This is a genomic window from Bradyrhizobium sp. SZCCHNS1022, from assembly GCF_032484835.1.
Classification (GTDB): Bacteria; Pseudomonadota; Alphaproteobacteria; order Rhizobiales; family Xanthobacteraceae; genus Bradyrhizobium.
In genome coordinates this window covers 911,705-936,157 of sequence record NZ_JAUETT010000001.1, presented here as the reverse complement: position 1 = coordinate 936,157, position 24,453 = coordinate 911,705, and the positions used below count along the sequence as shown (strand labels likewise).

The following is a 24,453-nucleotide window of genomic DNA, read 5'->3' as shown; positions in this document are numbered from 1 at the left end:
TTACAGGTCAGCGCTGTTCGCGGGAAGGGGCTCTTCCGCAACGTCAGGCGCGCGTCGTGGACGGGGGTCGCGTCGTGATCAGAACAATCTGGATTGCCGGTCTTTGTCTATTGATGATCGCGGGCCTGCTCGCCACCAAGGTGGTGTCGGCGGCGGTATCGGCCTCGTCTGAGAGCCAATTCGATGCGACCGCATCGCTGGAGCGCATCCCCATTCCGGGGATCGACACGCTGACCGAGGCCGATCGCAACGCGGCAATGCCGCTGGCCAATACGGATGACGCCGGCGCGTTGCCGATTCTCTCCACCGTCGTACGGCCGACGACTGAAACATTTCGAGCGGGGTCAACGCGTCGGGTTCGGCCTGCCGGCCGCGCCAAAGCGGCCGCACATGCTCGTTCCAAGAGCGGGTCCGAGCCGGCCAAAATGGCCGTCGCGCCATGCCGGCAACTCGATCCGATCGCGCGCTTCCTGGCTTCCGCAAATCTCGCGCCGCGCTGCCAGGGCTGATTCAGAACCACACTGCGGCGCGGCCCGCGCAAGCTTGCATCAGCGAAAACGGCCGGGATCGCTCCCGGCCGTTTTGTTTGCGCCCTATGCACCCGTATGGGGCGATGACGCTCTTTCCGCTTACCGCGGCGGCGCGATGCCGGGCGGAGGCGGCGGCAGCGAAGCCTGGCCCCCGTTCAGCAGTGGCGTAATGCGGCGCACGGTGACGCGGCGGTTGATCCGACTGGGGCCGGAGGTCTGCTCCTTCAGATATTGCGAGCCATAGCCCTGCGAGGTCAGGTTCTCCGCCGGCACGTTGAACTGCTGCGTCAGCAGCGTTGCAACGGATTCGGCGCGACGATCCGACAGCGACAGATTGTCGGTGTCGTTGCCGACCGCGTCGGTGTGGCCCTCGATCAGGAACACCTCGCGCGGATTGCGCTGGATCGCACGGTTGAGGCCGTCCGCGATCACCTGCAACTTCGCCACCTGGTCCGGACTGATCTCCCACGATCCCGTGTCGAAAGTAACGGTGTTGAGGTCGATCGAAGGCATCAACTGCCGCACCGACGGGCTGTAGCGAACTTCGTCCAGCGAATAGCGCCGCGCAACGCGCTCCACCGGCGGAGCCTCCAGCGTGTCGTAGATGACATCCGGCGACGCCTCGTCCGCGTCGACGATGTAGCGGTCGTTCGGAATGCGGATAACCGGGGGCGGCAGGTCGACATAGAAGCCGCCGACCGCGTCAGGATCGCGATAGGTGTTGTCGATGATGATGATCTCGCGACCACCCGGATCCCGGCGGATGCGGCGCAGCAGCCGGCCGTCCGGCGCGGCGACCGTGATGATCTCACTGCCGTCGGGGCGGATGACGACGGTACGCCGCTCGCCGCCGACATCCTGGACGCGGATGTCACGCGCGCCGTAGCGGAAGCGATCGATCTCGTCGTGCCGCACGAACTCCTGACCGCTCGGATCGCGCACGATGACGCGGCCCGGCTCGAAGATCACGGTGCGACCGCCTTCCTGCACCTCGCGGCGCTGGGCGCGGAAGTCCTCCAGCCGCTGCGGACCGGGCGCTTGGGCACCCGGCGCGATCGGCGTCAGCTGCTGCGGCGTCGGCGGGGGCGGCGCTGGAATGGGAGCGGCGACCTGCGGCGGCGGACGATTGGACATTGCGGGCGGCCCTCCCGGCGGCAACGCGCTCTGCCCGGCCGGCGGCTGGGCTGCGGGAGCCTGCTGCGCTGGCGGCACCCCCGGAGCTGATCCAGGATGTCCGCCCAATCCCGCACCACCGGCCGGCGGCGGCGTGGGTTGTCCGGCAGACGGCGCGCCGGGAGCAGCCGACGGCTGCGACGGAGCCGGGCTTGTCGTTCCCACCGGCGGGGTCGGCGTACCGCGCGGCGGCGTACCTGGCGGCATTCCCGGCTGCGTTCCTGGCGATGTTACGGGTGGCGTTCCTGGCGCGGCTCCGGGCCGGGCGGGGGGCTGGCCACCGGCCGCCGCCGGCGGAGCAGGCGGCGGGGGGTTTGCTGCCGGGGGCGGCCCCGAATGCGCAGGCGGCGTAGTGCCAGCGGGCGGCGCCGAGGGTGTCGGAGTCGCGCCGGGACGTGCCACAGGCGCCCCACCAGGCGCGTTTGGCGCTGCAGCGGGCGGCGGGGACGGAGGCGTCGGATGGCTCGGTGCGGCTACCGGCGGAGGGGGCGGCGGCGCGGCCGGACGCGTCGGCTCCTTCGGGGCGGCCACCGGCGGCGGCGGCATGTGCGCGGGCGGCGCAGCTGCGGGCGGCGCCGGCGGAGTCGGATGCTGTGGCGGCGCGGCGCTCGGAGCCGGCGGCGCGACGTGCGGCGCAGGTGCGGGCGGCGGAGCGACATGTGGGGCCGGTGCCGGCGGAGGCGGCGGAGCCACGTGCGGCGCGGGAGCCGGCGGCGGCGGCGGCGGTGGAGCCACGCGCGGCGCAGGAGCCGGCGGCGGCGGAGGTGGAGGTGGAGCCACGTGCGGCGCAGGAGCTGGCGGCGGCGGGGCAGCATGCGGAGGCGGCGCCGGGGGCGGCGGCGGCGGAGCTGCGGGATGCGGTTGAGCTACAGGCGGCGGCGCGGCGCCGGGAGCTCCGGGCGCCGGTCGCTGGGGCTGCGCGCCTGGCGCGGGCGGCTGGCCGTGTGGAGGCTGCTTCGGCTTGCCATCCGGCCCGACTTCGCCCTGCGCCTGGGCCAAGACCAGCGGCGCGGTCTGCGCATGGGACGCGAAGCTTGCCATTTGCGCCGCCGACATCGCGGTCGTCGCAAGCAGCAGAAGTCGAAGTTTGCTCATGTGATATCGATTCCCCGGAATGATCTCTGTGAGAGGCGCGTGATCAACGAATATGCGTTAGGCCGGATTGTGGCGCGGTTCAAATAGGCCGACCGATTTATTTTGCCGCATGAGCGCACTCGCGCCGCTGCTGTTCATGTTGCATTCAGTGATAGATTTCAATGCGTTGCAAAGCCCCCTCTGCAGCGCGCGCACATCGGACGCACGCCTTGCGCGCACATCGTTTGTACGCCGCAACCGCGTTCAATCCGTGGCTGGATTCGGGGTGGTCGGGCTCGCCGGTCCCCGCCCCGGCACCTCCTCAGGCGTGCTGCCGGGCAGCTCGTCCGGCGGGGTTGGCGTGTCGGGCTCCCGCACCGGCGGCGGCACCTCCGGCTGAGGATTGCCGACCGGATCCTCCGGTGGCGGCTCGGCGGGACGACCCGGCGTTGCCGGTGGAATCTCCGGCGGCTCGATTCCGATCACATCGCAACCTTGCGGTTATCGCCGATGACAGGCCGAGAGCCGGTGACCGCTGCTGCGGCCATCTTCACATAACTGACGACCGTGCCTGGCGAATCCCAGAACTCCGCATCATCAGGCGTGATCTTCAGGACGCGGATGTTGGGATCATCGGCACTGTCCCACCAGGCTTTCGCCGGGGTTGAGAACAGCTCCCTGACCTTGGCGCGATCGTTGGAGATTGCTGCCGTGCCGGTCAGCGAGACGTATTTCTGACTTCCGGCGTCGGCGAAAGCGAGATTGACGTGCGGATCGCGCGCGATCTCCTTCTCCTTGTGACGACGGGCATCGGTCAGGAAGTAGATCATGCCCTCGTCCCGCTCGATATAGGCGGCCATCGGCCGCGCCCGCAGCTTCTCGCCATCGCGGGTCACCAGCATCGCAAAGCCGATCTTCTTCATCAGGTCCCAGGCGCGATCCTGACCGCGCGCGGCATTGGTGGCCATGGTTTCGCTCCTCGATCTTTCGGAAGCGATAACGGGGGCCATCAGGCGATGTTCCACCCGCCGGTCGGCCGAAATCAACGAGGAGCGGTCAATCCCGCAACAACAGCGTGTTGCTGCGGGTCCTGCCGGCCTCGCGATAACCGCGACCGATCATGTCGACGAGGCAATCCTGACGCCATTCGCTTCGCGACAGATGCTCGATCGCGATCGCGCGCGGCCACAACGCCGGCGCGACGTCGCGAAAGAAGCCGGTCAGCACACGATCCTCGAAACCTTCGACATCGATCTTCAGCGCGTGGATCTTGGTCAGGCCGGCGTCGTTGACGATGCGCGCAAGCCGCAGCGCCCGCACCTTGTACGCCTGGTCCGCCGCCGCTGCGGGCACTATGCGACTTGCGCCGAGATTCTCCGCGTCCGTCGCAATCATCAACTCGCCGTCGCTGTCGGATGCGGCCGCGGCAACCAGTCTCACCTGGGTGAGACCGGATGCGGCGACATTGAAGGCCAAGCGCGCATGCGCAACCGGATGCGCCTCGATCGCGACGACGCGACCACGCGAGCCGACGTGACGCGCGAGGGTCAGCGCATAGGTGCCGACATTGGCACCGACATCGACGAATACGCCGCCGCCGGGCACATGCGCACGCAGAAAGTCGAGCTCGGCGCGATCGTAGTCCGGGTTGAACAGGGCGCCGCGCTCGGTCGCGCTGAACTGGTGGTGAAAGCGAAAGGATGCGCCCTGGTAGTTCGCATCGATCGGACCTGCCCGGAGCAGATTGAGAAGCCGCGACAAGGTCGGACGAAACGCGCCACGCTTCAACCCGGAGCCGTGCGCGAGCGCAATCACCGCGGCCTGCGCCCAACTCGGCGCGAAAGCGCCGAACGGCGGTGCGGACACATCATCGTCCGGCATTGCCGTTGCATTGCGCGAACGCCAGCCGCCCTCAGTAGCGCGTGACTCCAGTGCCCGCACCAGTGTCATCTCTTCCTCTCCCGGGTTCTTCCCCAAAGCGAAACGGAGACGCTGATGAAAGCGATATTCCGATGTCCTGGCCTCCGCAGCCGCGAAGACATCCTCAGATGCTATGATGTCCTAATCATGTCTCGGCAGGATGGTCTCAGCGCGCCATTGAGGCCGGAGGAGTCGGAGCGGCGCGGCGCCTGGAAGGCGAGCCGATACGGTGCAGCACACGCGACAATTCCTCGATCGAATAAGGTTTCCGCAGCAGCTCGTAACCATGCAAGCCCTGCTGCGCGAGAATGTGGCTGTAGCCTGTCGCAAGTACGATCGGCACGTCGATATCGAGGCGTCGGACTTCTTCGGCGAGCTCGAGGCCCGTCATGCCGGGCATCATGACGTCAGTGAACACCACATCGAACCGCTGCACGCCACTGACCAGTTCTTCGAGCGCATCCTTGGCGTTGTCGACCAGGATGGTGCGATAGCCGAGTTCGGACAGAGCTTCCGTCGTAGCGCGACCGACGTCGATATTGTCCTCGATCACCAGCACCGAGAGGCCATCGCCGCCGACGGCCGCGCCCTCGCCGGCATGGGCGTTCTGCGATCCGACTGCGGCCGGCGCCCGGGGCAGATAGAGCGTGAAGGTCGCGCCACGGCCGACTTCGCTCGACACCGCGATCTCGCCGCCGGACTGTTTTGCGAAGCCGAACACCTGCGAGAGGCCGAGACCGGTGCCATGGCCGATGGTTTTGGTGGTGAAGAACGGCTCGAAGATGCGGCTGAATTGCGCTTCGGGAATGCCGACGCCGGTGTCCTTGACAACGATGGCGACGTAGCCGAGCGGCGGCCGCTCGTGGGGCGCCGCTGGTGTCGGCAGTTCGCCGACCGCGTGGACTTTGATCGTGAGCTGCCCCTGGCCCGCCATCGCATCGCGCGCGTTGACCGCCATGTTGATCAGCGCGGTCTCGAACTGGCCGGCGTCGGCGCTGACGTAGCAAGGCTCCTCGGCCAGGGCGATGACGACCTCGATCCGCGTTCCCACCAGGGTCTTGATCATGTCGCGCAGCGCCGTCACGCTGCTGCCGATGTCGAAGACCTCGGGTTTCAGCGCCTGCCGTCGCGCAAAGGCCAGCAGCTGCCCCGTCAGCTTCGAGGCCCGCCCGACCGTGTCCGAAATCGCATCGACATAGCGCTGCCGCCGCTCCTCCGGCAGGTTGGGCCGGCGCAACAGGTCGGCCGAGGCTCTGATCACGGTGAGCAGATTGTTGAAATCGTGCGCCACGCCGCCGGTGAGTTGCCCCAGCGCCTCCATGCGCTGCCCGTGCTTGAGCGCCTGCTCCGCTTCCAGCCGACGCTCGGCCTCGGCATACAGCCGTTCGGTGCGCCGCAAGGCCAAGGTGAGGAACAGGAACAGGAACGCGGTGGCGGGCACGCCGAAGATCAGGTGGCGGCTGATCGCGCCGAGCCAACGGCTGCGGATGGTCGAAGTCTCGAGCCCCGCGCTGACATAGATTGGATATTCGGTCAGCCGCCGATAGCCGATCCGGCGCTCGATGCCGTCCGCCGAAGAGGTCGTCGTGATCAGACCCGACGGGCTCCCGGTCGCCTCAACTTCCGGATTGCTCGGATCCGGCTTGATGGCCAGGGCCGGAAATCTTACCAGCGCCGAACCATCGGCCCGACGAATCGCAAAATAGCTGCCCGGATCACGTCCGATCCGGGCATAGAACTGCTCGAAATAGTTGGGCAGCACGGAGGCCAGGATCACGCCGGTGAAGTTGCCGTTGGCGTCGTGGCGCCGTCGGCTGACCCCGAAGAAGGGGGCTCCCTGATACGGCGAACGCGGCGCCAGCGGCGCTCCGATAAAAGTTCCAATGTCGGAGCCCAGATGGGCTCTGAAATAGTCGCGGTCGGAGAAGTCGATCGCGGGCGCGGGGTAGACCAGGCTGTTGACCAAGGTGCGACCTTGCGCATCGAACACCCAGACCGACCTGATCTGCGATAGCGCTTCGGGGAGCCGGCGCAGCCGCAAGTACAGCTCCTGCTCACGTGCCCGGATCTCGGCGTCCGGCATGTCTCGGATGATCGCGTCCGTTTCTGCAAGGCTGCGGTCGATGGTTTCGAACACCTTCAGCGCATGTTCGTGGACGACGTCGAGCGAACGCGCGATATCGCGGTCGGCTTCTTTCTGCGTCGCGTCGTAGGAGACAAGGGATGCAACGGCGAACAACGCAATCGGCAGCGCCAGCGAAGCCGCCATCATCCATCGCAGCAGTCTCAAGGAATTGCGTTGCGCAAGCTGCACGGTCGCCCCAGCCTCCGACGGCGAGGAGCTTAACGCAATTCGCAGCTCATCACAAAGACGAGAGCGCCCTGGAACCGGTAAATCGGCCAGGGCGCTGGTGTGATGAGGCTCCGAGGACGGAGCTCTGGTCTGGGCTGCGGCTTAGATCTGCCGCTCGACCAGCTTCAGCTTGAGTTCCGCAATCGCTTCGGCCGGGTTGAGGCCCTTCGGGCAGGCCTTGGCGCAGTTCATGATGGTGTGGCAGCGATAGAGGCGGAACGGATCCTCGAGATTGTCGAGACGCTCGCCGGTGGCCTCGTCGCGGCTGTCCTTGACCCAGCGGTTCGCCTGCAGCAGCGCCGCCGGTCCGAGATAGCGCTGGCTGTTCCACCAATAGCTCGGGCAGGAGGTCGAGCAGCAGGCGCAGAGGATGCACTCATAAAGGCCGTCGAGCTTCTCGCGGTCCTCATGGCTCTGTCGCCATTCCTTCTGCGGCGTCGGCGTAGTCGTCTTCAGCCAGGGCTCGATCGACGCGTATTGCGCATAGAAGTTGGTGAGATCGGGCACCAGGTCCTTCACCACCGGCTGATGCGGCAGCGGGTTGACCTTCACCGCGCTGTCCTTCACCTCGTGCATCGACTTGGTGCAGGCGAGCGTATTCTGGCCATCGATATTCATGGCGCAGGAGCCGCACACGCCCTCGCGGCAGGAGCGGCGGAAGGTCAGCGACGGATCGATGTGGTTCTTGATCCAGATCAGGCCGTCGAGCACCATCGGGCCGCAATCATTCACGTCGACGTAATAGGTGTCGATGCTCGGGTTTTTGCCGTCGTCCGGATTCCAGCGATACACCTTGAACTCGCGGACTTCGGTGGCGCCAGCCGGCTTCGGCCAGGTCTTGCCGCCGGTGATCTGCGAATTCTTCGGAAGTGCGAACTCAGCCATTTCGAAAGGCCTTCTTGGTTGTCCGGGATGTAATCAGTACGCGCGCGATCAATAGACCCGCGCCTTGGGCGGGATGTACTGCACATCGTTGGTCATGGTGTAGCTGTGCACGGGGCGGTAATCGATCGTGGTCTTGCCGTCCCGATCGATCCACACCAGGGTGTGCTTCATCCAGTTCTTGTCGTCGCGGTCCGGATAATCCTCGCGCGCATGCGCGCCGCGGCTCTCGGTGCGGTTGGCCGCCGAGTCCATCGTCACCACCGCCTGCGCGATCAGATTGTCGAACTCCAGGGTCTCGACCAGGTCGGAATTCCAGACCAGCGAGCGGTCCGAGATCGCGATGTCGCCGATGCCGCCATAGACCTTATGGATCAGGTTATGGCCTTCCTGCAGCACCTCGCCGGTGCGGAACACCGCGCAATTGTTCTGCATCACATGCTGCATGCTCTCGCGCAGCTTCGCGGTCGGAGTGCCGCCGGAGGCATAACGGAAGCGGTCAAGGCGCCCGAGCGCCTTGTCGGCCGAGTCCTTCGGCAGATCCGGCTGCTTGCCGTTGGCGGTGAGCTTCTCGGCGAGACGCAGCGCGGCAGCGCGGCCGAACACGACGAGGTCGATCAGCGAATTGGAGCCGAGACGGTTGGCACCGTGCACGGACACGCAGGCCGCTTCGCCGACGGCCATGAGGCCGGGCACCACGGCGTTGTCGTCGCCATCCTTCTTGGTCAGCACCTCGGCGTGATAGTTGGTCGGGATGCCACCCATGTTGTAGTGCACGGTCGGCACGATCGGGATCGGCTCGCGCGTGACGTCGACATTGGCGAAAATCTTCGCCGATTCGGAGATGCCGGGCAGACGCTCGGCCAGCACCTTCGGATCGAGATGGTCGAGATGCAGGAAGATGTGGTCCTTCTTCTTGCCGACGCCGCGGCCTTCGCGGATCTCGATGGTCATCGCCCGCGACACCACGTCGCGTGAGGCCAGGTCCTTGGCCGACGGCGCATAGCGCTCCATGAAGCGCTCGCCTTCGGCATTGACGAGGTAGCCGCCTTCGCCGCGAGCGCCCTCGGTGACCAGGCAGCCCGAACCATAAATGCCGGTCGGATGGAATTGCACGAACTCCATGTCCTGCAGCGGCAGGCCGGCACGCAGCGCCATCGCGCCGCCGTCGCCGGTGCAGGTGTGCGCCGAGGTGCAGGAGGCAAAGGCGCGGCCATAGCCGCCGGTCGCGAGAATGGTGGTCTGGGCGCGGAAACGGTGCAGAGTGCCGTCGTCGAGCTTGAGCGCGATCACGCCGCGGCAAGCCCCCTGATCGTCCATGATCAGGTCGATAGCGAAGAATTCGATGTAGAACTCGGCGGCATGGCGCAGCGCCTGGCCGTACATCGTGTGCAGCATGGCGTGACCGGTGCGGTCGGCGGCGGCGCAGGTGCGCTGCGCCTGGCCCTTGCCGTAATCCAAGGTCATGCCGCCGAACGGGCGCTGATAGATCTTGCCGTCCTCGGTGCGCGAAAACGGCACGCCCCAATGTTCGAGCTCGTAGACCGCCTCGGGCGCATTGCGCACCATGTATTCGATCGCATCCTGGTCGCCGAGCCAGTCCGACCCCTTGACGGTGTCGTACATGTGCCAACGCCAATCGTCCGGATGCATGTTGCCGAGCGAAGCGGAAATGCCGCCCTGTGCCGCCACCGTATGCGAGCGGGTCGGGAACACCTTGGTGATGCAGGCGGTGCGCAGGCCCGCCTCGCTGCAGCCGACCACGGCGCGCAAGCCGGCGCCGCCGGCGCCGATCACCACGACGTCGTAGGTATGATCCTCGATCGGATAGGCTTTCCCGTTCGTTGCGGGCGCGCCGTTCGCGCTGCCATTTGCACCGCCGGCCATAGGCTAGACTCCGGATGAAAGTTTGAAGATGGCGTAGATCGAGGCCAGGGCCACGGTCAGCGCGAAGAAGTTATTGGCCATGATCGCCACGAGCTTCAGCTGCTCGCTATGGACGTAGTCCTCGATCACCACCTGCATGCCGATCTTCATGTGCCAGCAGCTGGCGACGATGAAGAGCAGCATGATCATCGCGATCGGCAGCGAGCCGAGAATTTGCGCAGCACCCGCCTGGTTGCGGCCCAGCAGCATGATCACGATCACGACGATCGGAATGATCAGCAGCGTCATCGCCACTGCAGTGATGCGCTGGCGCCAGAAATCGCTGGTGCCGGAATGAGCCGCACCGAGATTGCGGACGCGGCCGAGCGGAGTCCGCATCGATTTTGTGCGTGCGTCGCTCATCGGCCGCCTCCCACCGCATAGGCCAGGATCCAGACCAGCACGGTCAGGAAGATGCCGCCGATCAGCGCGCCCCAGGTCAGCGCCTCGCGCTCGTTCGGCTTGAAGCCATAGCCGAGATCCCAGACGAAATGCCGGATACCGGAGAGCAGGTGGTGCAGCAACGCCCAGGTGAAGCCGAACACGATCAGCCGGCCGATGATGCTGGAGGTAAAGGCCTGCACGTAAGAATACGCGCTGGGCCCTGACGCCGCGGCGATCAGCCACCAAGCGAGCAGCAGGGTCCCGAAATAGAGCGCAACCCCGGTGGCGCGGTGGACGATCGACAAGATCATCGTCAACGTCCAGCGGTAGGTTTGCAGATGTGGGGAGAGAGGTCGTTCGATCCTGGCGTTCATTGTGCTTGATATATTCTTGTGGGCCGCAAGCAGCGCGCGCTTGTAAGCCCGTCGTGGATCGTGGAAGGCGGCCTTTATTTACGGAGTCGGAACAGCCAGCGCAACGATCAAATGGCCCAAAACCGAACCGGTGTTCAGTCCTACAGCTGCGAGCAGGTCGGGCGCCGCAGCGGGTCTTAAAAGAGACAATCCGCTCCGTGGTATACCAGACGGCGTGGGACCATCGCATGGAGCAACAGGAATTCACTTCTTTTGCGCGCATTCGGTGGAACGATCGGTTCGCAGTGCTCCACGCCAAGCCGCATCGCGCGATAGATTCATTTCTTGCGCGGACGCGCTTGCCGCATCGGTTTCGGCCGTATGCACGAGGTTGCGATGATGCTCGCGCAACCCTGCTCTCAGTCAACAGCAGGTCAGAGCTCGCCAGAAGATCGCCAGCACGCGGCCAGATGATCCACCAGGGCTCGCGTCTTGGGGGCGCCGAGCCGCGCGGCCGGAAACACCAACTGCACGGGCGTGGGCGGCAGTTCATACGCGGTCAGGATTCGCCGCAAGCGCCCGGTTTCGATGGCGTGCTTCACCTGCCAGGATGGCACCCGGGCGAGGCCGAGTCCCGCTGTTGCAGCCAACACCAGCGAGTCCAGGCTGTTGATCCAGAGCCGGCCTGATACGTGGATCTTCTGTTCGGCTCCATCCCGCACGCGGAAGCGCCAAACGGCGGCGCCCGGCGTGTCCGAGAATACCAGGCAATCGTGCCGGACCAGCTCGCGCGGCGATTGCGGCTCGCCGCGCCGGTCCAAATAGTCCGGCGCGGCGCAGACCACCATCGTGAGCTCGCCCAGCCGGTGCGCTATCAGCTGCGAATCCGGCAGACGTCCGATCCGGAGCGCGACGTGAATATCCTCCGCGAGGAGATCGACCGGGCGATCGAGCAGCAGCAGGTCGAGCGAGAGCTGCGGGTGGCGGCGCAGGAAGTCCGGCAGCACGGGCGCGATCAAGAGTCGTCCCATCAAGCTCGGCGCGCTCATGCGCAAGCGTCCCGTGAGCTGATGCTGGCTGGATGAGAGCGCCGCGTCGATCTCACGGACCTCGCTCAGGATCGTTTTGACCCGGTCGTAGAGCAGCCGCCCGGCATCGGTCAGCGCAAGCCGTCGCGTCGTCCGCAGCAACAGCTGCGTGCCGTAATGCGCTTCCAGCCACGCGACCTGTCGGCTGACCGATGTCAGCGAGGCGTGAGCGGCGCGGGCCGCGCCGGACAGGCTGCCGGCCTCCACGACATTCACGAAGGTCGCCATCGCCGAAAGCTGATCCACGCGTCATCCTTCCGCAATCTGCAAGAGAGCTGACCGGATTTGCCGGATACTCCCTGCATGCGGAAGAGTCTACATCGCGCTCCTGCGTTCTCTCATCCGTCCCCAGCGCCAGGATACGTCGTCGCACATGCCGGTTGCAGTCGATATCGGCGGGCTCGTCGAGCTCGCGCTCGCTCTCATCCTGGTCGGCGCGCTGTCCGGATTCCTCGCCGGCCTGTTCGGCATCGGCGGCGGCGCGATCCTGGTGCCAGTGCTCTACGAATGCTTCCGCATCGCCGGCGTCCCGCTCGAAGTGCGCATGCCGCTCTGCGTCGGCACCTCGCTGGCCATCATCATTCCAACCGCAATCCGCTCCTTTCGCGCCCATCATGCGCGCGGCGCAGTCGACCTCGCCGTGGTCCGCGCCTGGGCGGTACCGATCATCCTTGGCGTGATCGGCGGCAGCGTCATCGCCCGCTACGCGCCCGAGCGGCTGTTCAAGATCGTCTTTGTTGCCGTCGCATGGTCGGCCGCAGCGCGGCTGATCCTGGCCCGCGAGAACTGGAAACTCGGCGATAAATTGCCACGCGGCGGCCTGATGCAGCTTTATGGGCTCGCGGTCGGCGTCTTGTCGACCTTGATGGGGATCGGCGGCGGCCTGTTCTCGAACCTGCTGATGACCTTCTACGGCCGCCCCATTCATCAGGCGGTGGCGACATCGTCGGCGCTCGCGGTGCTGATCTCGATCCCCGGCGCATTAGGCTACATCTATGCCGGCTGGCCGGCAGCCGCGCGCTATCCCGACGTGATGGCGCTGCAGCTGCCGTTCGCGATCGGCTATGTTTCCCTGATCGGCGCGATTCTGGTGATGCCGCTCAGCCTGTTCACCGCGCCGGTTGGCGTACGCGTGGCGCATGCAATGGGCAAACGCATGCTGGAGGCGGCGTTCGGCTGCTATCTGTTCATCGTCGGCAGCCGGTTCGTGATCAGCCTGGTGTCAGGGCAATAACGAACTCCGCGCTCGCCCCGGCCTTGCCTGTCCTCCGTAGCGCGCAGAGCGTTCGCCGGGACGACATGTCACTTCGTATAGATATCCTTGTACTGGTCGCGCAGCACGTTCTTCTGCACCTTGCTCATCGTGTTGCGCGGCAGCTCGTTCACGATGAAGACGCGCTTGGGCATCTTGAACTTGGCGAGCCGTCCGTCGAGCCCCTTCAGCACGCTGGCCTCGGTCACATCCGCGTCCGCATGGCGCACCACCACCGCGGTGACGCCCTCGCCGAAATCGGGATGCGGCACGCCGATCACGGCCGATTCCACCACGCCCGGCATGGCATCGATCTCGCTCTCGATCTCCTTCGGATAGACGTTGAAGCCGCCCGAGATCACGAGGTCCTTGCCGCGCCCGACGATGTGGACGTAGCCCTTGGGATCGATCTTGCCGAGATCGCCGGTGATGAAGAAGCCGTCGTCACGGAATTCCGACTTGGTCTTCTCCGGCATCCGCCAATAGCCCTTGAAGACGTTCGGCCCCTTGACCTCGATCATGCCGATCTCGTCGCGGGCAAGCTCCTTGCCGGTTTCGGGATCGGCGACACGCACGGAGACGCCGGGCAGCGGGAAGCCGACCGCGCCGGGCACGCGCTCGCCGTCGTAAGGATTTGACGTATTCATATTGGTTTCGGTCATGCCGTAGCGTTCGAGCACGGCGTGGCCGGTGCGTGCGAACCATTCGCGATGGGTGTCGGCCAGCAGCGGCGCCGAGCCCGACACGAAGAGACGCATATGCCTGGTGGTCTCTTTGTTCAGATGCGGGTTCTGCAACAAGCGGGTGTAGAAAGTCGGCACGCCCATCAGCACGGTCGAGCGCGCCATCAGCTTGATGATCAGTTCGGGATCGAGCTTGGGCAGGAAGATCATCGAGGCCCGCGCAAACAGCGTGACGTTGCTCGCCACGAACAGGCCGTGAGTGTGATAGATCGGCAGCGCGTGGATCAGCACGTCGTCCTTGGTGAAGCGCCAGTAGTCGACCAGGGTGAGCGAGTTCGACGCCAGATTATCATGGCTCAGCATGGCGCCCTTGGAGCGGCCGGTGGTGCCGGACGTGTAGAGGATTGCCGCCAGGTCGTCGTTCGTCCGCGGCACGGTTGCGAACGCGCTGTCGGCCTTGTCCGCCGCCTCCGTCAGCGAGCCCTTGCCGCTCGCATCCAGCGTCTCGACCTTGGCGCCGACCTTGGCCGCAAGCGACGCGATGCCCTCTTCCTTCGACGGATCGCAGACCACCACCGTCGGCTCGGCGTCAGAGATGAAATAATCGAGCTCGTTCAGCGTGTAGGCGGTGTTGAGCGGCAAATAGACGCCGCCGGCGCGCACGGTCGCGAGATAGAGCACGAGGTTCTCGACGGACTTCTCGACCTGGACCGCGACCCGGTCGCCGGGCTTGACGCCGCGCGCCGCCAGGACGTTCGCCATCTGACCGGCGCGTGCGATCAGGTCGCTATAGGTGATCCGGCCGCCGTCCTGGGTTTCGATCGCAAGCCGGCTCGGATCGTCGAGTGTGTCGAACAGGCGGGAGAACAGGTTGGCGTTGGCAGCTTGGTTCATGCAACATTCCCCTGGAGCACGATCCGGAACAGCGACGGCCGGTTGCTCGGAAACATCATGCTCGACGATAGCGACGATAGCCGGGATGGCTGCCCCGAGCCTCGCGGTCGGGACGAGGCTGCAATAGCAAAAACGCCCTTTCGAAGGCAACGGAGACGGCCGGCCGAAATGTCGCGAAAGCGAATCCGACCACCCGGCCGGGTCGACACATCCGTCGTCTCAGTCCTTATCGCTTTCGAGCTGGAAGATCTGAGAACCGTCTCGGTTTGAGATCAGCCCCGTCTCTGCGTAGAGGTTGAGCTTGGTGCGGGTATCGGCGATGTCGAGGTTACGCATGGTCAGCTGGCCGATGCGGTCGGCCGGCGTGAACGCCGCGTCTTCGACCTTCTCCATGCTCAGCCGCTCGGGCTGATAGGTCAGGTTGGGGCTTTCGGTGTTCAGGATCGAATAGTCGTTGCCCCGGCGCAGTTCGAGCGTCACCTCGCCGGTGATGGCGCGCGCCACCCAGCGCTGGGCGGTCTCGCGCAGCATCAAGGCTTGCGAGTCGAACCAGCGTCCCTGATAGAGCAGCCGGCCGAGACGCATGCCGCTGATCCGATACTGCTCGATCGTATCCTCGTTGTGGATGCCGGTGACCAGGCGCTCATAGGCGATGTGCAGCAGCGCCATGCCGGGCGCTTCATAGATGCCGCGGCTTTTCGCCTCGATGATCCGGTTCTCGATCTGGTCGCTCATGCCGAGACCGTGACGACCGCCGATGGCATTGGCCTCGAGGAACAATGCGACCGGATCGGTGAAGGATTGGCCGTTCAGCGCGACCGGTTGGCCCTCCTCGAAACGCACGGTGACCGTCTCGGGCTTGACGACGCAATCGTCGCGCCAGAACGGCACGCCCATGATCGGATTGACGATCCGGATGCCACTGTCGAGATGTTCGAGATCCTTGGCCTCATGCGTGGCGCCGAGCAGATTGCTATCGGTCGAATAGGCCTTCTCGGCACTCATCTTGTAGGCGAAGCCATTGGCGGTCAGGAACGCCGACATCTCCGCGCGGCCACCGAGCTCATCGATGAACTGCTGATCGAGCCAGGGCTTGTAGATCCTCAGATTCGGATTGGTCAGCAAGCCGTAGCGATAGAACCGCTCGATGTCGTTGCCTTTATAGGTGGAGCCGTCGCCCCAGATGTTGACGCCATCTTCCTTCATGGCCGCGACCAGCATCGTACCGGTGACGGCGCGGCCGAGCGGCGTGGTGTTGAAATAGGTCAGGCCGCCGGTCGAGATATGGAACGCGCCGGATTGAATGGCGGCGATGCCCTCATGGACCAGTTGGGTGCGGCAATCCACGAGCCGGGCCTTCTCGGCGCCGAAGCTGAGCGCCTTGCGCGGGATCTCGTCGTAATCGGCCTCATCGGGCTGGCCGAGATTGGCGGTGTAGGCGAAGCAGCGGGCGCCCTTCAGCTTCATCCACAACAGCGCCGCACTGGTGTCGAGACCGCCCGAGAACGCAATGCCGACTTTTTCCCCTGTGGGCAGGCTTTTCAGGATCGTACTCATGGAGCTTCCAATCGGTCGTAGGTGCTGGTGCATCTGGTGCGGCGCTTCAAGTTGCCGCGAATATCAAATTTCCCAAGCTTGGGCACGGGTTTTTGGGCAGGCACCGATAGCGGGCTACCCCGCTCGAGCCGCAGGGCTGGTCCCGGCGGCGCGACGGCGGCGCACCAGCCGCAGCATCAGCCGGTAGCCGGGCCAGGCGAGGCGGGTCAGCGACGCATCGATGGCCTCGTCGGACAGGCGCGTGGACGGCCAGCGGTAAATGTAGCCGTGCAAGAGCCAGATCACGAGGAAGGTCACGAGACCGGCGGCGGCGACATCGGTGAAGAAATGCCCGCCAAAGGCCATGCGCAGCCCCGAGGTGACGAGCCCGAACACGGCCGCCGCGGCGTAGGCGATCGGGCGCACCGCAGGCGGGGTCAAGGCGGCCGGCGCCAGTGTCCAGAACGCGGTCGCGCCCTCGCCGGAGAAGAACGAGCAATTACGACCGCAACCGCCGCGCGGATCCCACCATGGCACGAAGGGCAGGTCCCCGCCGAACTCGGTCACCACCACCGGGCGCGGCCGGCCCCAATAGGATTTGAAGGTGGCGTTGGCGAGTACGATGGCCGACAGCGACAAGGTCAGCAACAGGAACGCGATGGTACGGCCCTTCACCAGCAGCGGCCGATCGGGCCGGATGAACTTCACCACCAGCGCAACGATGGAGGGAAGCGCGATCGCCCAGGCGATCCACATCGCGCCGTCACGCGCGAACGACGCATAGCCGTTGAGCTTCAGCGGAAATGCGTGCGTGACGGGATCATAGAACAGCGCGGCGAGCTTGAGGTCGAGCTCGGGATAGATCCCGAACACGATCCCGATGACGAGCGCGAGCGACAGTGCGACGAAAAGTCCGGTCCGGTTCATGGCGCGCGGTTTAGCCGACAACGTGAAAGGTGGAAAGCTCCACCGTTGTTCCGCGACGACCCCAACAGCCGACCCCGGAATCGCGGGATTTCGGGCTCGATGCCCCGGAATGACGGATGTTCACCGCACCGAGCCCGACGGCAAGGGCGGCGACGGCGGCAGCTGCCGCGGCGGTTCGCGCCAGGCGCCCGCGTTGCGACCGGCGATCAGCCAGTAGACGAGGCCGCCGACGATGCCGGCGCCGGTCAGGATCTCCAGGTGCCGCCGCACGATGCCTTCGAATTGGAACGTGTCCGGATCGAACGGAACCAGGCCGAGATAGCAGGCCGCACCGACCACGCCGCCGCCGATCGCGTAAGCCAGCACGCTGCGGATCGAGAATGCCTCCGTGATCAACGCGATCAGCATCGCCGGGAGCAGGGCGAAACCGGAGACGAAGATGAAGCCGAAGCCGATGATCACGTTCAGCGCACCCTGGTCGATCGGGCCCTCGCCAAGGTCGGAGAACTCCGGAAACAGGATCGCGATCACGACGATCAGCCCCGCAACGAAGCACGCGGCCAGGAAGGCGAACGCGATCACGAACAGGCGGCCGATCAGCGCCATGTTAGGCCCTCCCAACCGCAGTCATTGCGAGGAGCGTCAGCAACGAAGCAATCCAGCATCACTCGTGCGGTCCTGGATTGCTTCGCTTCGCTCGCAACGACGTACGTTTGGCATCTGACATTTACACTAATCGGTCATCGCCATGGCGCGCAGCGCCTGGCGTTCGCGCGCCGACAGTTTTTCCGTCTCCGATTTCAGCTGGCCGCAGGCGGCGAGAATGTCGCGGCCGCGCGGGGTGCGCACCGGCGAGGAATAGCCGGCGTTGAAGACATACTCCGAGAATTTCTCGATCTGCTCCCAATCCGAGCATTCGTAGCGCGAGCCGGGCCAGGGATTGAACGGGATCAGATTGATCTTGGCCGGGATGCCCTTGAGCAGCTTGACCAGGAGCTTGGCGTCGTCGAGCGAATCGTTGACGCCCTTGAGCATCACATATTCGAAGGTGATGCGCCGCGCATTCGAGGCGCCGGGATAGTCGCGGCAGGCCTGCAGCAGTTCGGCGATCGGGTACTTGCGATTGAGCGGCACCAGTTCGTTGCGGAGTTCGTCGCGCACCGCGTGCAGCGAGATCGCGAGCATGACGCCGATCTCCTCGCCGGCCCGAGCGATGTTGGGCACCACGCCGGAGGTCGACAGCGTGATGCGGCGACGAGAGATGCCGATGCCTTCGTTGTCCGAGACGATCAGCAGCGCGTCGCGCACCGCGTCGAAATTATAGAGCGGCTCGCCCATCCCCATCATCACGACATTGGTGACGAGCCTGTTGCCGTGCGGCGTCTCACGATCGGCCCAATCGTTGAGCCGGTCGCGCGCCACCATCACCTGGCCGACGATCTCGCCTGCGGTGAGATTGCGCACCAGGCGCTGCGTGCCGGTGTGGCAGAATGCGCAGTTCAAGGTACAGCCGACCTGCGATGAGACGCAGAGCGTGCCGCGGTCGGTCTCGGGGATGTAGACGCACTCGACTTCATGCGCCTTCTGCAAGGCATCGCCGCTCGGCAGCCGCAACAGCCATTTGCGGGTGCCGTCGTTGGAGATCTGCTCGGCGACCACTTCGGGACGGTCGACCGTGAACCGCTCGGCCAAGCCGGTCCGCGTCTCCTTGGACACGGAGGTCATCTCGTCGAAGGATCTCGCCCCGCGGAAGTAGATCCAGTGCCACAGCTGCTGCACCCGCATCTTCTGCTGCCGCGGCGGCACGCCGATCTCGCCCAGGCGCTCCGCAAGCTCCGCGCGCGACAGGCCGATCAGCGACGGCTTGGCCGGCGGCACGTAGGTTTCGAGCGGCGTTTTTTCGAGGGGCGCGGCGGTCCCGCGCAACTCGGCGGTCGATGACATCAGAAAGGACCCAAATGCTGTGCCCCAGCCCCGGGCTGACGGCCGGAGGCGCGAGCCCCCATATCGGCCCTATATAGCAAGCTTCGCTGCAATTGCGACCGGAACCGGCAAGGTTCGATGGACCTTTACCGCTTGCAATCCTGCGCGATGCGGTCGAGCGCCTGTGAGAGCCCCTTCAGCGAGAAGGTATCCACCGTCTCGGTGCCCTTGGCCGAGACCGCCTTGACGACGGCATCCGGGGCGCGGCGCATCGCTTCCACCAAGCGCTCCTCTTCCGCCGCGTTCTTGATCCATAGCCCGTCGCCTTGGGTGTACATCGCGTAGGACGCGCCGCCGACCTCCAGCGTGGAATCCGAGCCGGGTTTCGCGGCATAGCCGATCATGATCGAGACCTCGTTGAAGACCTTCTCGGACGGCCGCGACGAGACGAAGGCATAGGCCGGATCGCGCGGCCGGTTCGGCGGGCTGGTTTTGGATGAGGTCGGCTTGGCGAGCGCGAAGCAGACCTTCTTACCGGCTGGCGCTGCCGTATAGGCGCCCCAGCTTCCGAACTGGCCGATCAAGGTCGGCTCGGCCCCACCCACATTGGGTACGGCCGTCTTCGCCTCCTGCTTCGGCGCCACCTTGGGAGCCGCCTTCGGCGCTTTGGGCGCCCCGCTCTGCGCCACCGCAAGATTCGGAACGCCGAACACGAGCACGCCGGCGGCCAGCGCTGTCAGTCCTCGTCCAAAAAACATGATGAGAGTACTTCCCCCTGGTGCCCCGACTCCGAAGTTCGCACCATAGTATATAATACCGCGCCGTCTTCGTTTGCGAACGTCTGAAATAGCAGAGCCCTAGCAAAGCATGAACAACTGCGGCTTTGAATTGGAAGCTCCGATGACGAGCGTGCAGAAGCAGCGATCAGAACTTCAAATTCGTCATAGGCCGCGGTGGTTCCATCAATATTGTGACTGGAAGATGGCCCCGCCGGCGCGTTCACGCGAAGCAATTTACAACTTCAACGGGAATCCGTCGCCGGGGAATTCAGATTGTGGCGCGGCAGCAAATCCGGCATGAGCACTGCCAAGCGAGCTCCCTGTTCGGACAGCGGCCCGGCAGCTTTGCCGCCGAACCGTCAGCATCGGAAAGCGGGAGGCGCGCGGACCAAGAGGATCCAATAACAAGAACGTCAGGAGCGCTCATGAAAGCCATTCTCTGTTCCCAATTCTGCCAGCCGGATGATCTCGTGCTTGCCGACATTCCTGATCCCGTGGCGGGCCCCGGCGAGGCGGTGATCGCGATCAAGGCCGCTGCGCTGAATTTCTTCGATATCCTGATGATTCAGGGCAAGTATCAGGTCAAGCCGCCCTTTCCGTTTTCGCCGGGCGCCGAAGTCGCGGGCGTGATCGAGAGCGTCGGCGAAGGCGTCACCGATCTCAAGGTCGGCGATCGCGTGATGGCGTCGTGCGGTCACAACGGCGCGCGGGAAAAGATCGCGCTGCCGGCGGAAGCGATCGTGAAGATTCCCGACAATCTCGACTTCGACCGCGCTGCGGGCATCATCATCGTCTACGGCACGGCGCTGCATGCGCTGGACGACCGCGCAAGGGCGCAGCCCGGCGAAACGCTGGCCGTGCTCGGCGCCGCCGGCGGCACCGGCCTTGCCGCCTGCGAACTCGGCAGACTGATGGGCTTGAAGGTCATTGCGTGCGCCTCCAGCGACGAGAAACTGGCTTTCGCCAAGGCGCATGGCGCCGAGCTCACCTTGAACTACGCCAAGGAGGATCTGAAGGAAGGCCTGCGCCGCCTGACCAACGGCAAGGGTGCCGATATCATCTTCGATCCGGTCGGAGGCGCCTACGCCGAAGCCGCGCTGCGCTCGATCGCGTGGGAAGGCCGCTTTCTGGTGATCGGCTTTGCTGCGGGCGAGATTCCGAAGATGCCGCTCAACCTCGCGCTCTTGAAGGGTTGCGATATCCGCGGCGTATTCTGGGGCGCCTGGACCCGCATCAACCCTGCCAAGCATCGCGCCAATCTCGAGAAGCTCGCGCAGTGGACCGCTGACGGCAAGCTGTCGTCCCATGTCGATCGCGTCTTCCCGCTAGCGCAGACGGCCGATGCGTTGAAGGTGCTCGGCGGCCGTCAGGCCATGGGCAAGGTCATCCTGCATCCTTGACGGCGGCGGCGAATGCGGAAGCGGCGTTCTCGGCACGAGCCCGGGCGCCGGCAATTTGGTCGACAGCGTGGCGCGCACTTTGCGCCACGCGCCACGACCTCGTCACATTCGGCAGGGCCGCATTCTCCCGCGTAAAACCTTCGCGTGCATCTTGTATATAATGCTAAGCGGGAGATGTATCCGACGGTGCAACAATGCCACAACCGCCGATAAATCGACATGGGCCGAAATCAATTTGCCGACCAAAATCGAAAACCGCGCATCCAAGAACAACTACAACCAAAAAAAATTGTGGCACGGTTAATTCGACCACTTAGTTACTGTTCTACTTAAGATTCCGACTTCTTCTTCTCGCCGATTTGCTGGCCTTTGCCGCGGCCAAATCAAGAAATCTCCAGATTCACGCCAAACCCGTCCACTTTTGGGCTGATTCGGATAGTCAATTAGTTCAAGGCAAATGGGGTGCCTCCGGCAAAATGCGACTGGCCCTGAGAGCTGACAACTCGGGGCCACAATTGTTGCGTGAAGATGATGGGGAACAGCTATGGGTGAGCGTAGGAGCTACGGTCGGTCACACGACGGAGTTTCAGGTAGTCCCGACTTCAGACCCTTTCCAGAAGAGGCTGCGCAAGAACGCTCGCAGGTCTACCGTTTCGGACGATCGACTCAGGACAGCTATCCCTCCGACGAGTCGATGCCGATGTTCTTGTCCGACTACGACAATGAACAGGACGGGACGGAATTCGCCTATGAGGAGCACTGGCCGGCGCGCCGGCGGCGCCCATCCATATCGTCACGGATCCTGCTTGCGGTCGTCGCCGCAGCCGGCGTGGCGATGGTGTTCGCGCTGGTCACGTCGGACGCGACGCGCGACCTGATCGCCACCGCCAAGGCCTCGATCATCGGCGCGCCCGCCGATCCGACCGCACCGCCGCAGCCCGCTGACACGCAATTGACCGCGCGCGACCTGCAGCTGAACGAGCCGGCCAGGGTCCCGCCCGCGCCGGCCCCGGTCGCCAGCCCGGTGCAGACCGCCTCCGTCGCGCCGAGCCGGGAAGACATCGCCAACGCCTACCAGGCCGCGCTGCAGAACCGCGCCGCTGTCGACCCCGCGGTCACGACACCGCAGCCGGCACCCGCCGCGCCGCCTCCGGCAGCGACACCGGCCGTCACCGCGCCCAATTCGATCACCGCGCCGGGCGCGGCGACTGCGATCGTGGCACCGGCCATCGTCGGGCCATCCATCTCCACGCCGATGCAGTCGCAGCAACCCAAGGCGCGGCGCATGGATCCTGACGAACTCGCCGGCATCATGAAGCGCGCCAAGAGCCTATTGGCGGCCGGCGACATCCCGGCCGCGCGCCTGCTGCTCGAGCGTGCTGCCGACGCCCAAGAGGCCGGCGCCGCGCTGATGTTGGCGCAGACCTACGACGCTCAGGTGCTGGGGACGAGCGACGTGCGCAACATCAATGCCGATCCGGCGGCAGCGCGCACCTGGTATCGCCGTGCAGCGCAGCTCGGCTCGGCCGAGGCGCAGCGGCGGCTCGATCAATTGCAGAATTAAGTTCAGATTTTTTCAAGGCAGGGGAACACATGACACCTTTCAGCAGGCTGGCAGCACTTGCTGCCATCATGACGATGGGCGCGTTCAGCGCCCAGGCGGCGGACGAGTATGATCCGGCCAAAGTCAGCGACAGTCTCAAGGCCGTCTTCCAGTTCGGTTCGAACCAGACCAAGCAGGCCCTTAACGCCAATACAGTGACGATGATCACCGGCACCATCGGCGGCACCTATGTGCAGTTCGGTGCCGACCTCGCCTCCGTGCTCGACGACGGCAACAAGCTGCGCGTGCTGCCGATCGTCGGCCGCGGCTCGGTGCAGAGCGTCGCCGACATTCTGTTCCTGCAGGGGGTGGATCTCGGCGTGGTGCGTGCCGACACGCTCGACTATCTCGAGCGCAAGGGCTTCGCGCACGACATCAAGAAGCAATTCACCTATGTGACCAAGCTCTACAATGAAGAGATGCAGGTGATCGCGCCGCTCGCGATCCGCAATCTGCGCGACCTCGACGGCAAGCGGGTCAGCGTCGACCTGCCCGATGGCGGCACCTTCGTCACCGCCTTGACCACGTTCGAACGGCTCGGGCTCAATGCCTCCAACTTCCGCTACATCGAACAGCGCATCGCGATGGAGAAGCTGAAGAAGGGCGAGCTCGATGCGGTGATCGTGGTCGGCGGCAAGCCGTACAAGTCGGTCAGCAATTTCGTCAATGACGGCGGCCGCTTCCATCTGGTGAACGTCGATTATGACCGACCGCTGCAAACCGACTACCTGCCGGCAACGCTCACGTCGAAGGATTATCCGAACCTGATCGCCGAAGGCGACAAGGTCGACACCATCGCCGTACCGGCGGTGCTCGCCGCCTACAACTGGGCGCCCAACACCGACCGCTATCGCAAACTGTCGCTGTTCGTCGACGCCTTCTTCGCCAAGTTTCCGAGCTTCCAGAAGCCGCCCTTCCATCCGAAGTGGAAGGAGGTCTCGCTGTCGGCGCCGCTGGCGGGCTGGCAACGCTTCCCCTATGCCAAGCAGTGGCTGGAGACCCATTCGTTCGAAAGTTCGGGTGCGGCGCGCGACCGCTTCGACGATTTCGTGAAGCAGAGCGACGCCGGCAAGGGCCTGCAGAGCGAGGCCGATCGCGAGGCCCTGTTCAAGCAGTTCCAGGCCTGGGAGGCCGAGCGGAACGGCAGCCCGCGGACGCAGACGCGGCAGCGCTGAGGCTGTAGCCGATCAGCTGCTCAAGCAAACAAAAGCCCCGCGGTCATGCCGCGGGGCTTTTCTCTTGCGTTATTCTCACGCGCACATCGCGTGACCTCGGCGGACGCCACGTGCCGTGCACTGGTGCCGCCACCGGACAGCTAATTGGCCTTGTCCTCTTCGTCCCCCTCCAGCCCGCGCTTTAGCGCGGCGCGTGCGGCGGCGCGATGATCGGGGGTGATGTGCGAGGCGACCATGCGGATGGCCGTGGCGAGCACGGCCGCATCGTCGGTGAAGCCGAGCACCGGCATCACGTCCGGAATGAAATCGAACGGCAGGATGAAATAGGCGATGGCGCCGAGCAGCGCGGCCTGGACGTGACGCGGCGTCTCGCTGTCGAACGCGCAGTAATAGGCGGCGAGCAGGTCTTCGGCGAAGGGCAGCTTCGCCATCACCCGCTTGAACGTGGTCCAGAACCTGCGGCGCACACTATCGCGGTCGCGCGCGAGGCGGTCGGCCGGTTCGAAACCCACAGTATAGTCGGTGGTGTCGGATGCCACGTTTGGTTCCCCTCGTGCCGCGATCCTAGCGGCCTGCCGCCACAAGATGTGGGGATGGC

General features: G+C 65.0%; 22 protein-coding genes. 5 read left to right on the top strand and 17 right to left on the bottom strand.

Annotation, left to right across the window (positions count from 1 at the left end):
- Window positions 1-74 precede the first annotated feature (74 nt).
- Window positions 75-509 carry a hypothetical protein gene (locus QX071_RS04180; RefSeq protein WP_315702136.1) on the top strand — a complete coding sequence of 145 codons (435 nt, stop codon included), beginning with the start codon at window positions 75-77 and terminating at the stop codon, window positions 507-509.
- A 120-nt stretch (window positions 510-629) separates the two neighbouring features.
- On the opposite strand, the gene QX071_RS34000 is transcribed toward QX071_RS04180, so the two are convergent.
- The 10 genes from QX071_RS34000 to QX071_RS04130 form a co-directional block, all read right to left on the bottom strand.
- On the bottom strand, window positions 630-1,664 hold the full coding sequence (locus QX071_RS34000) for an OmpA family protein (RefSeq protein WP_409977471.1): 1,035 nt from the start codon (window positions 1,662-1,664) through the stop codon (window positions 630-632).
- 1,377 nt (window positions 1,665-3,041) lie between these two features.
- Complete coding sequence (locus QX071_RS04170) at window positions 3,042-3,260, bottom strand: hypothetical protein (protein WP_315703129.1); 219 nt, start codon at window positions 3,258-3,260, stop codon at window positions 3,042-3,044.
- Complete coding sequence (locus QX071_RS04165; RefSeq protein ID WP_315702138.1) at window positions 3,260-3,745, bottom strand: pyridoxamine 5'-phosphate oxidase family protein; 486 nt, start codon at window positions 3,743-3,745, stop codon at window positions 3,260-3,262. Before QX071_RS04165 ends, QX071_RS04170 begins: the two co-directional genes overlap by 1 nt.
- An 88-nt stretch (window positions 3,746-3,833) precedes the next feature.
- Complete coding sequence (locus QX071_RS04160) at window positions 3,834-4,658, bottom strand: FkbM family methyltransferase (RefSeq protein WP_315703130.1); 825 nt, start codon at window positions 4,656-4,658, stop codon at window positions 3,834-3,836.
- Between the two features lie 205 nt (window positions 4,659-4,863).
- Window positions 4,864-7,011 carry an ATP-binding protein gene (locus QX071_RS04155; RefSeq protein WP_315702139.1) on the bottom strand — a complete coding sequence of 716 codons (2,148 nt, stop codon included), beginning with the start codon at window positions 7,009-7,011 and terminating at the stop codon, window positions 4,864-4,866.
- Between the two features lie 141 nt (window positions 7,012-7,152).
- Window positions 7,153-7,935: a succinate dehydrogenase iron-sulfur subunit gene (locus QX071_RS04150; RefSeq protein ID WP_315702140.1), complete on the bottom strand. Its 783-nt coding sequence runs from the start codon at window positions 7,933-7,935 to the stop codon at window positions 7,153-7,155.
- A 48-nt stretch (window positions 7,936-7,983) separates the two neighbouring features.
- Window positions 7,984-9,819, bottom strand: coding sequence for a succinate dehydrogenase flavoprotein subunit (sdhA, locus tag QX071_RS04145; RefSeq protein ID WP_315702141.1), 1,836 nt, complete (start codon window positions 9,817-9,819; stop codon window positions 7,984-7,986).
- Between the two features lie 3 nt (window positions 9,820-9,822).
- Complete coding sequence (gene sdhD / locus QX071_RS04140; RefSeq protein WP_315703131.1) at window positions 9,823-10,197, bottom strand: succinate dehydrogenase, hydrophobic membrane anchor protein; 375 nt, start codon at window positions 10,195-10,197, stop codon at window positions 9,823-9,825.
- A gap of 20 nt (window positions 10,198-10,217) precedes the next feature.
- Complete coding sequence (gene sdhC / locus QX071_RS04135; RefSeq protein WP_315702142.1) at window positions 10,218-10,616, bottom strand: succinate dehydrogenase, cytochrome b556 subunit; 399 nt, start codon at window positions 10,614-10,616, stop codon at window positions 10,218-10,220.
- Between the two features lie 413 nt (window positions 10,617-11,029).
- Window positions 11,030-11,929 carry a LysR family transcriptional regulator gene (locus tag QX071_RS04130; protein ID WP_315702143.1) on the bottom strand — a complete coding sequence of 300 codons (900 nt, stop codon included), beginning with the start codon at window positions 11,927-11,929 and terminating at the stop codon, window positions 11,030-11,032.
- Between the two features lie 127 nt (window positions 11,930-12,056).
- On the opposite strand from QX071_RS04130, the gene QX071_RS04125 reads away from it, so the two are divergent.
- On the top strand, window positions 12,057-12,917 hold the full coding sequence (locus QX071_RS04125; RefSeq protein WP_315728070.1) for a sulfite exporter TauE/SafE family protein: 861 nt from the start codon (window positions 12,057-12,059) through the stop codon (window positions 12,915-12,917).
- A 68-nt stretch (window positions 12,918-12,985) separates the two neighbouring features.
- Here the strand turns inward: QX071_RS04125 and QX071_RS04120 are convergent, their stop codons facing one another.
- The 6 genes from QX071_RS04120 to QX071_RS04095 all read right to left on the bottom strand — a co-directional run bounded on the left by QX071_RS04120 (window position 12,986) and on the right by QX071_RS04095 (window position 19,656).
- A complete protein-coding gene (locus tag QX071_RS04120) occupies window positions 12,986-14,512 on the bottom strand; it encodes a malonyl-CoA synthase (RefSeq protein ID WP_315728073.1) in 1,527 nt (508 codons plus the stop codon).
- A gap of 219 nt (window positions 14,513-14,731) precedes the next feature.
- The gene (gene argG / locus QX071_RS04115) at window positions 14,732-16,069 is read right to left on the bottom strand and encodes an argininosuccinate synthase (RefSeq protein WP_315702146.1); all 1,338 of its coding nucleotides are present in this window, start codon (window positions 16,067-16,069) and stop codon (window positions 14,732-14,734) included.
- A 114-nt stretch (window positions 16,070-16,183) separates the two neighbouring features.
- Window positions 16,184-16,975, bottom strand: coding sequence for a phosphatase PAP2 family protein (locus QX071_RS04110; RefSeq protein ID WP_315702147.1), 792 nt, complete (start codon window positions 16,973-16,975; stop codon window positions 16,184-16,186).
- Window positions 16,976-17,095: 120 nt separating this feature from the next.
- A complete protein-coding gene (locus QX071_RS04105; RefSeq protein WP_315728075.1) occupies window positions 17,096-17,581 on the bottom strand; it encodes a hypothetical protein in 486 nt (161 codons plus the stop codon).
- A 126-nt stretch (window positions 17,582-17,707) separates the two neighbouring features.
- A complete protein-coding gene (gene rlmN / locus QX071_RS04100; protein WP_315702149.1) occupies window positions 17,708-18,919 on the bottom strand; it encodes a 23S rRNA (adenine(2503)-C(2))-methyltransferase RlmN in 1,212 nt (403 codons plus the stop codon).
- A 125-nt stretch (window positions 18,920-19,044) separates the two neighbouring features.
- The gene (locus tag QX071_RS04095) at window positions 19,045-19,656 is read right to left on the bottom strand and encodes an invasion associated locus B family protein (protein ID WP_315728077.1); all 612 of its coding nucleotides are present in this window, start codon (window positions 19,654-19,656) and stop codon (window positions 19,045-19,047) included.
- Between the two features lie 446 nt (window positions 19,657-20,102).
- On the opposite strand from QX071_RS04095, the gene QX071_RS04090 reads away from it, so the two are divergent.
- The 3 genes from QX071_RS04090 to QX071_RS04080 all read left to right on the top strand — a co-directional run bounded on the left by QX071_RS04090 (window position 20,103) and on the right by QX071_RS04080 (window position 23,855).
- On the top strand, window positions 20,103-21,077 hold the full coding sequence (locus tag QX071_RS04090; protein ID WP_315728079.1) for an NADPH:quinone oxidoreductase family protein: 975 nt from the start codon (window positions 20,103-20,105) through the stop codon (window positions 21,075-21,077).
- 544 nt (window positions 21,078-21,621) lie between these two features.
- Complete coding sequence (locus QX071_RS04085) at window positions 21,622-22,641, top strand: hypothetical protein (protein WP_315702152.1); 1,020 nt, start codon at window positions 21,622-21,624, stop codon at window positions 22,639-22,641.
- A 68-nt stretch (window positions 22,642-22,709) separates the two neighbouring features.
- Window positions 22,710-23,855, top strand: a complete 1,146-nt coding sequence (locus tag QX071_RS04080) for a TAXI family TRAP transporter solute-binding subunit (RefSeq protein ID WP_409977482.1) — start codon at window positions 22,710-22,712, stop codon at window positions 23,853-23,855.
- Between the two features lie 140 nt (window positions 23,856-23,995).
- Here QX071_RS04080 and QX071_RS04075 read toward each other — a convergent pair whose 3' ends face one another.
- Window positions 23,996-24,394 carry a YkvA family protein gene (locus QX071_RS04075; protein WP_315728081.1) on the bottom strand — a complete coding sequence of 133 codons (399 nt, stop codon included), beginning with the start codon at window positions 24,392-24,394 and terminating at the stop codon, window positions 23,996-23,998.
- Window positions 24,395-24,453 lie beyond the last annotated feature (59 nt).

Excerpts from the sequence above, each read along its gene's own strand:
- QX071_RS04085 (WP_315702152.1), top strand. The coding sequence starts at position 21,622 with ATGGGTGAGCGTAGGAGCTACGGTCGGTCACACGACGGAGTTTCAGGT.
- QX071_RS04090 (WP_315728079.1), top strand. The coding sequence starts at position 20,103 with ATGAAAGCCATTCTCTGTTCCCAATTCTGCCAGCCGGATGATCTCGTG.
- QX071_RS04110 (WP_315702147.1), bottom strand. The coding sequence starts at position 16,975 with ATGAACCGGACCGGACTTTTCGTCGCACTGTCGCTCGCGCTCGTCATC.
- QX071_RS04095 (WP_315728077.1), bottom strand. The coding sequence starts at position 19,656 with ATGTTTTTTGGACGAGGACTGACAGCGCTGGCCGCCGGCGTGCTCGTG.
- QX071_RS04080 (WP_409977482.1), top strand. The coding sequence starts at position 22,710 with ATGACGATGGGCGCGTTCAGCGCCCAGGCGGCGGACGAGTATGATCCG.
- sdhD (WP_315703131.1), bottom strand. The coding sequence starts at position 10,197 with ATGCGGACTCCGCTCGGCCGCGTCCGCAATCTCGGTGCGGCTCATTCC.
- QX071_RS04105 (WP_315728075.1), bottom strand. The coding sequence starts at position 17,581 with ATGGCGCTGATCGGCCGCCTGTTCGTGATCGCGTTCGCCTTCCTGGCC.
- QX071_RS04150 (WP_315702140.1), bottom strand. The coding sequence starts at position 7,935 with ATGGCTGAGTTCGCACTTCCGAAGAATTCGCAGATCACCGGCGGCAAG.
- sdhC (WP_315702142.1), bottom strand. The coding sequence starts at position 10,616 with ATGAACGCCAGGATCGAACGACCTCTCTCCCCACATCTGCAAACCTAC.
- QX071_RS04120 (WP_315728073.1), bottom strand. The coding sequence starts at position 14,512 with ATGAACCAAGCTGCCAACGCCAACCTGTTCTCCCGCCTGTTCGACACA.
- QX071_RS04165 (WP_315702138.1), bottom strand. The coding sequence starts at position 3,745 with ATGGCCACCAATGCCGCGCGCGGTCAGGATCGCGCCTGGGACCTGATG.
- QX071_RS04125 (WP_315728070.1), top strand. The coding sequence starts at position 12,057 with ATGCCGGTTGCAGTCGATATCGGCGGGCTCGTCGAGCTCGCGCTCGCT.
- argG (WP_315702146.1), bottom strand. The coding sequence starts at position 16,069 with ATGAGTACGATCCTGAAAAGCCTGCCCACAGGGGAAAAAGTCGGCATT.
- rlmN (WP_315702149.1), bottom strand. The coding sequence starts at position 18,919 with ATGTCATCGACCGCCGAGTTGCGCGGGACCGCCGCGCCCCTCGAAAAA.
- QX071_RS34000 (WP_409977471.1), bottom strand. The coding sequence starts at position 1,664 with ATGTCCAATCGTCCGCCGCCGCAGGTCGCCGCTCCCATTCCAGCGCCG.
- sdhA (WP_315702141.1), bottom strand. The coding sequence starts at position 9,819 with ATGGCCGGCGGTGCAAATGGCAGCGCGAACGGCGCGCCCGCAACGAAC.
- QX071_RS04160 (WP_315703130.1), bottom strand. The coding sequence starts at position 4,658 with ATGCCGGACGATGATGTGTCCGCACCGCCGTTCGGCGCTTTCGCGCCG.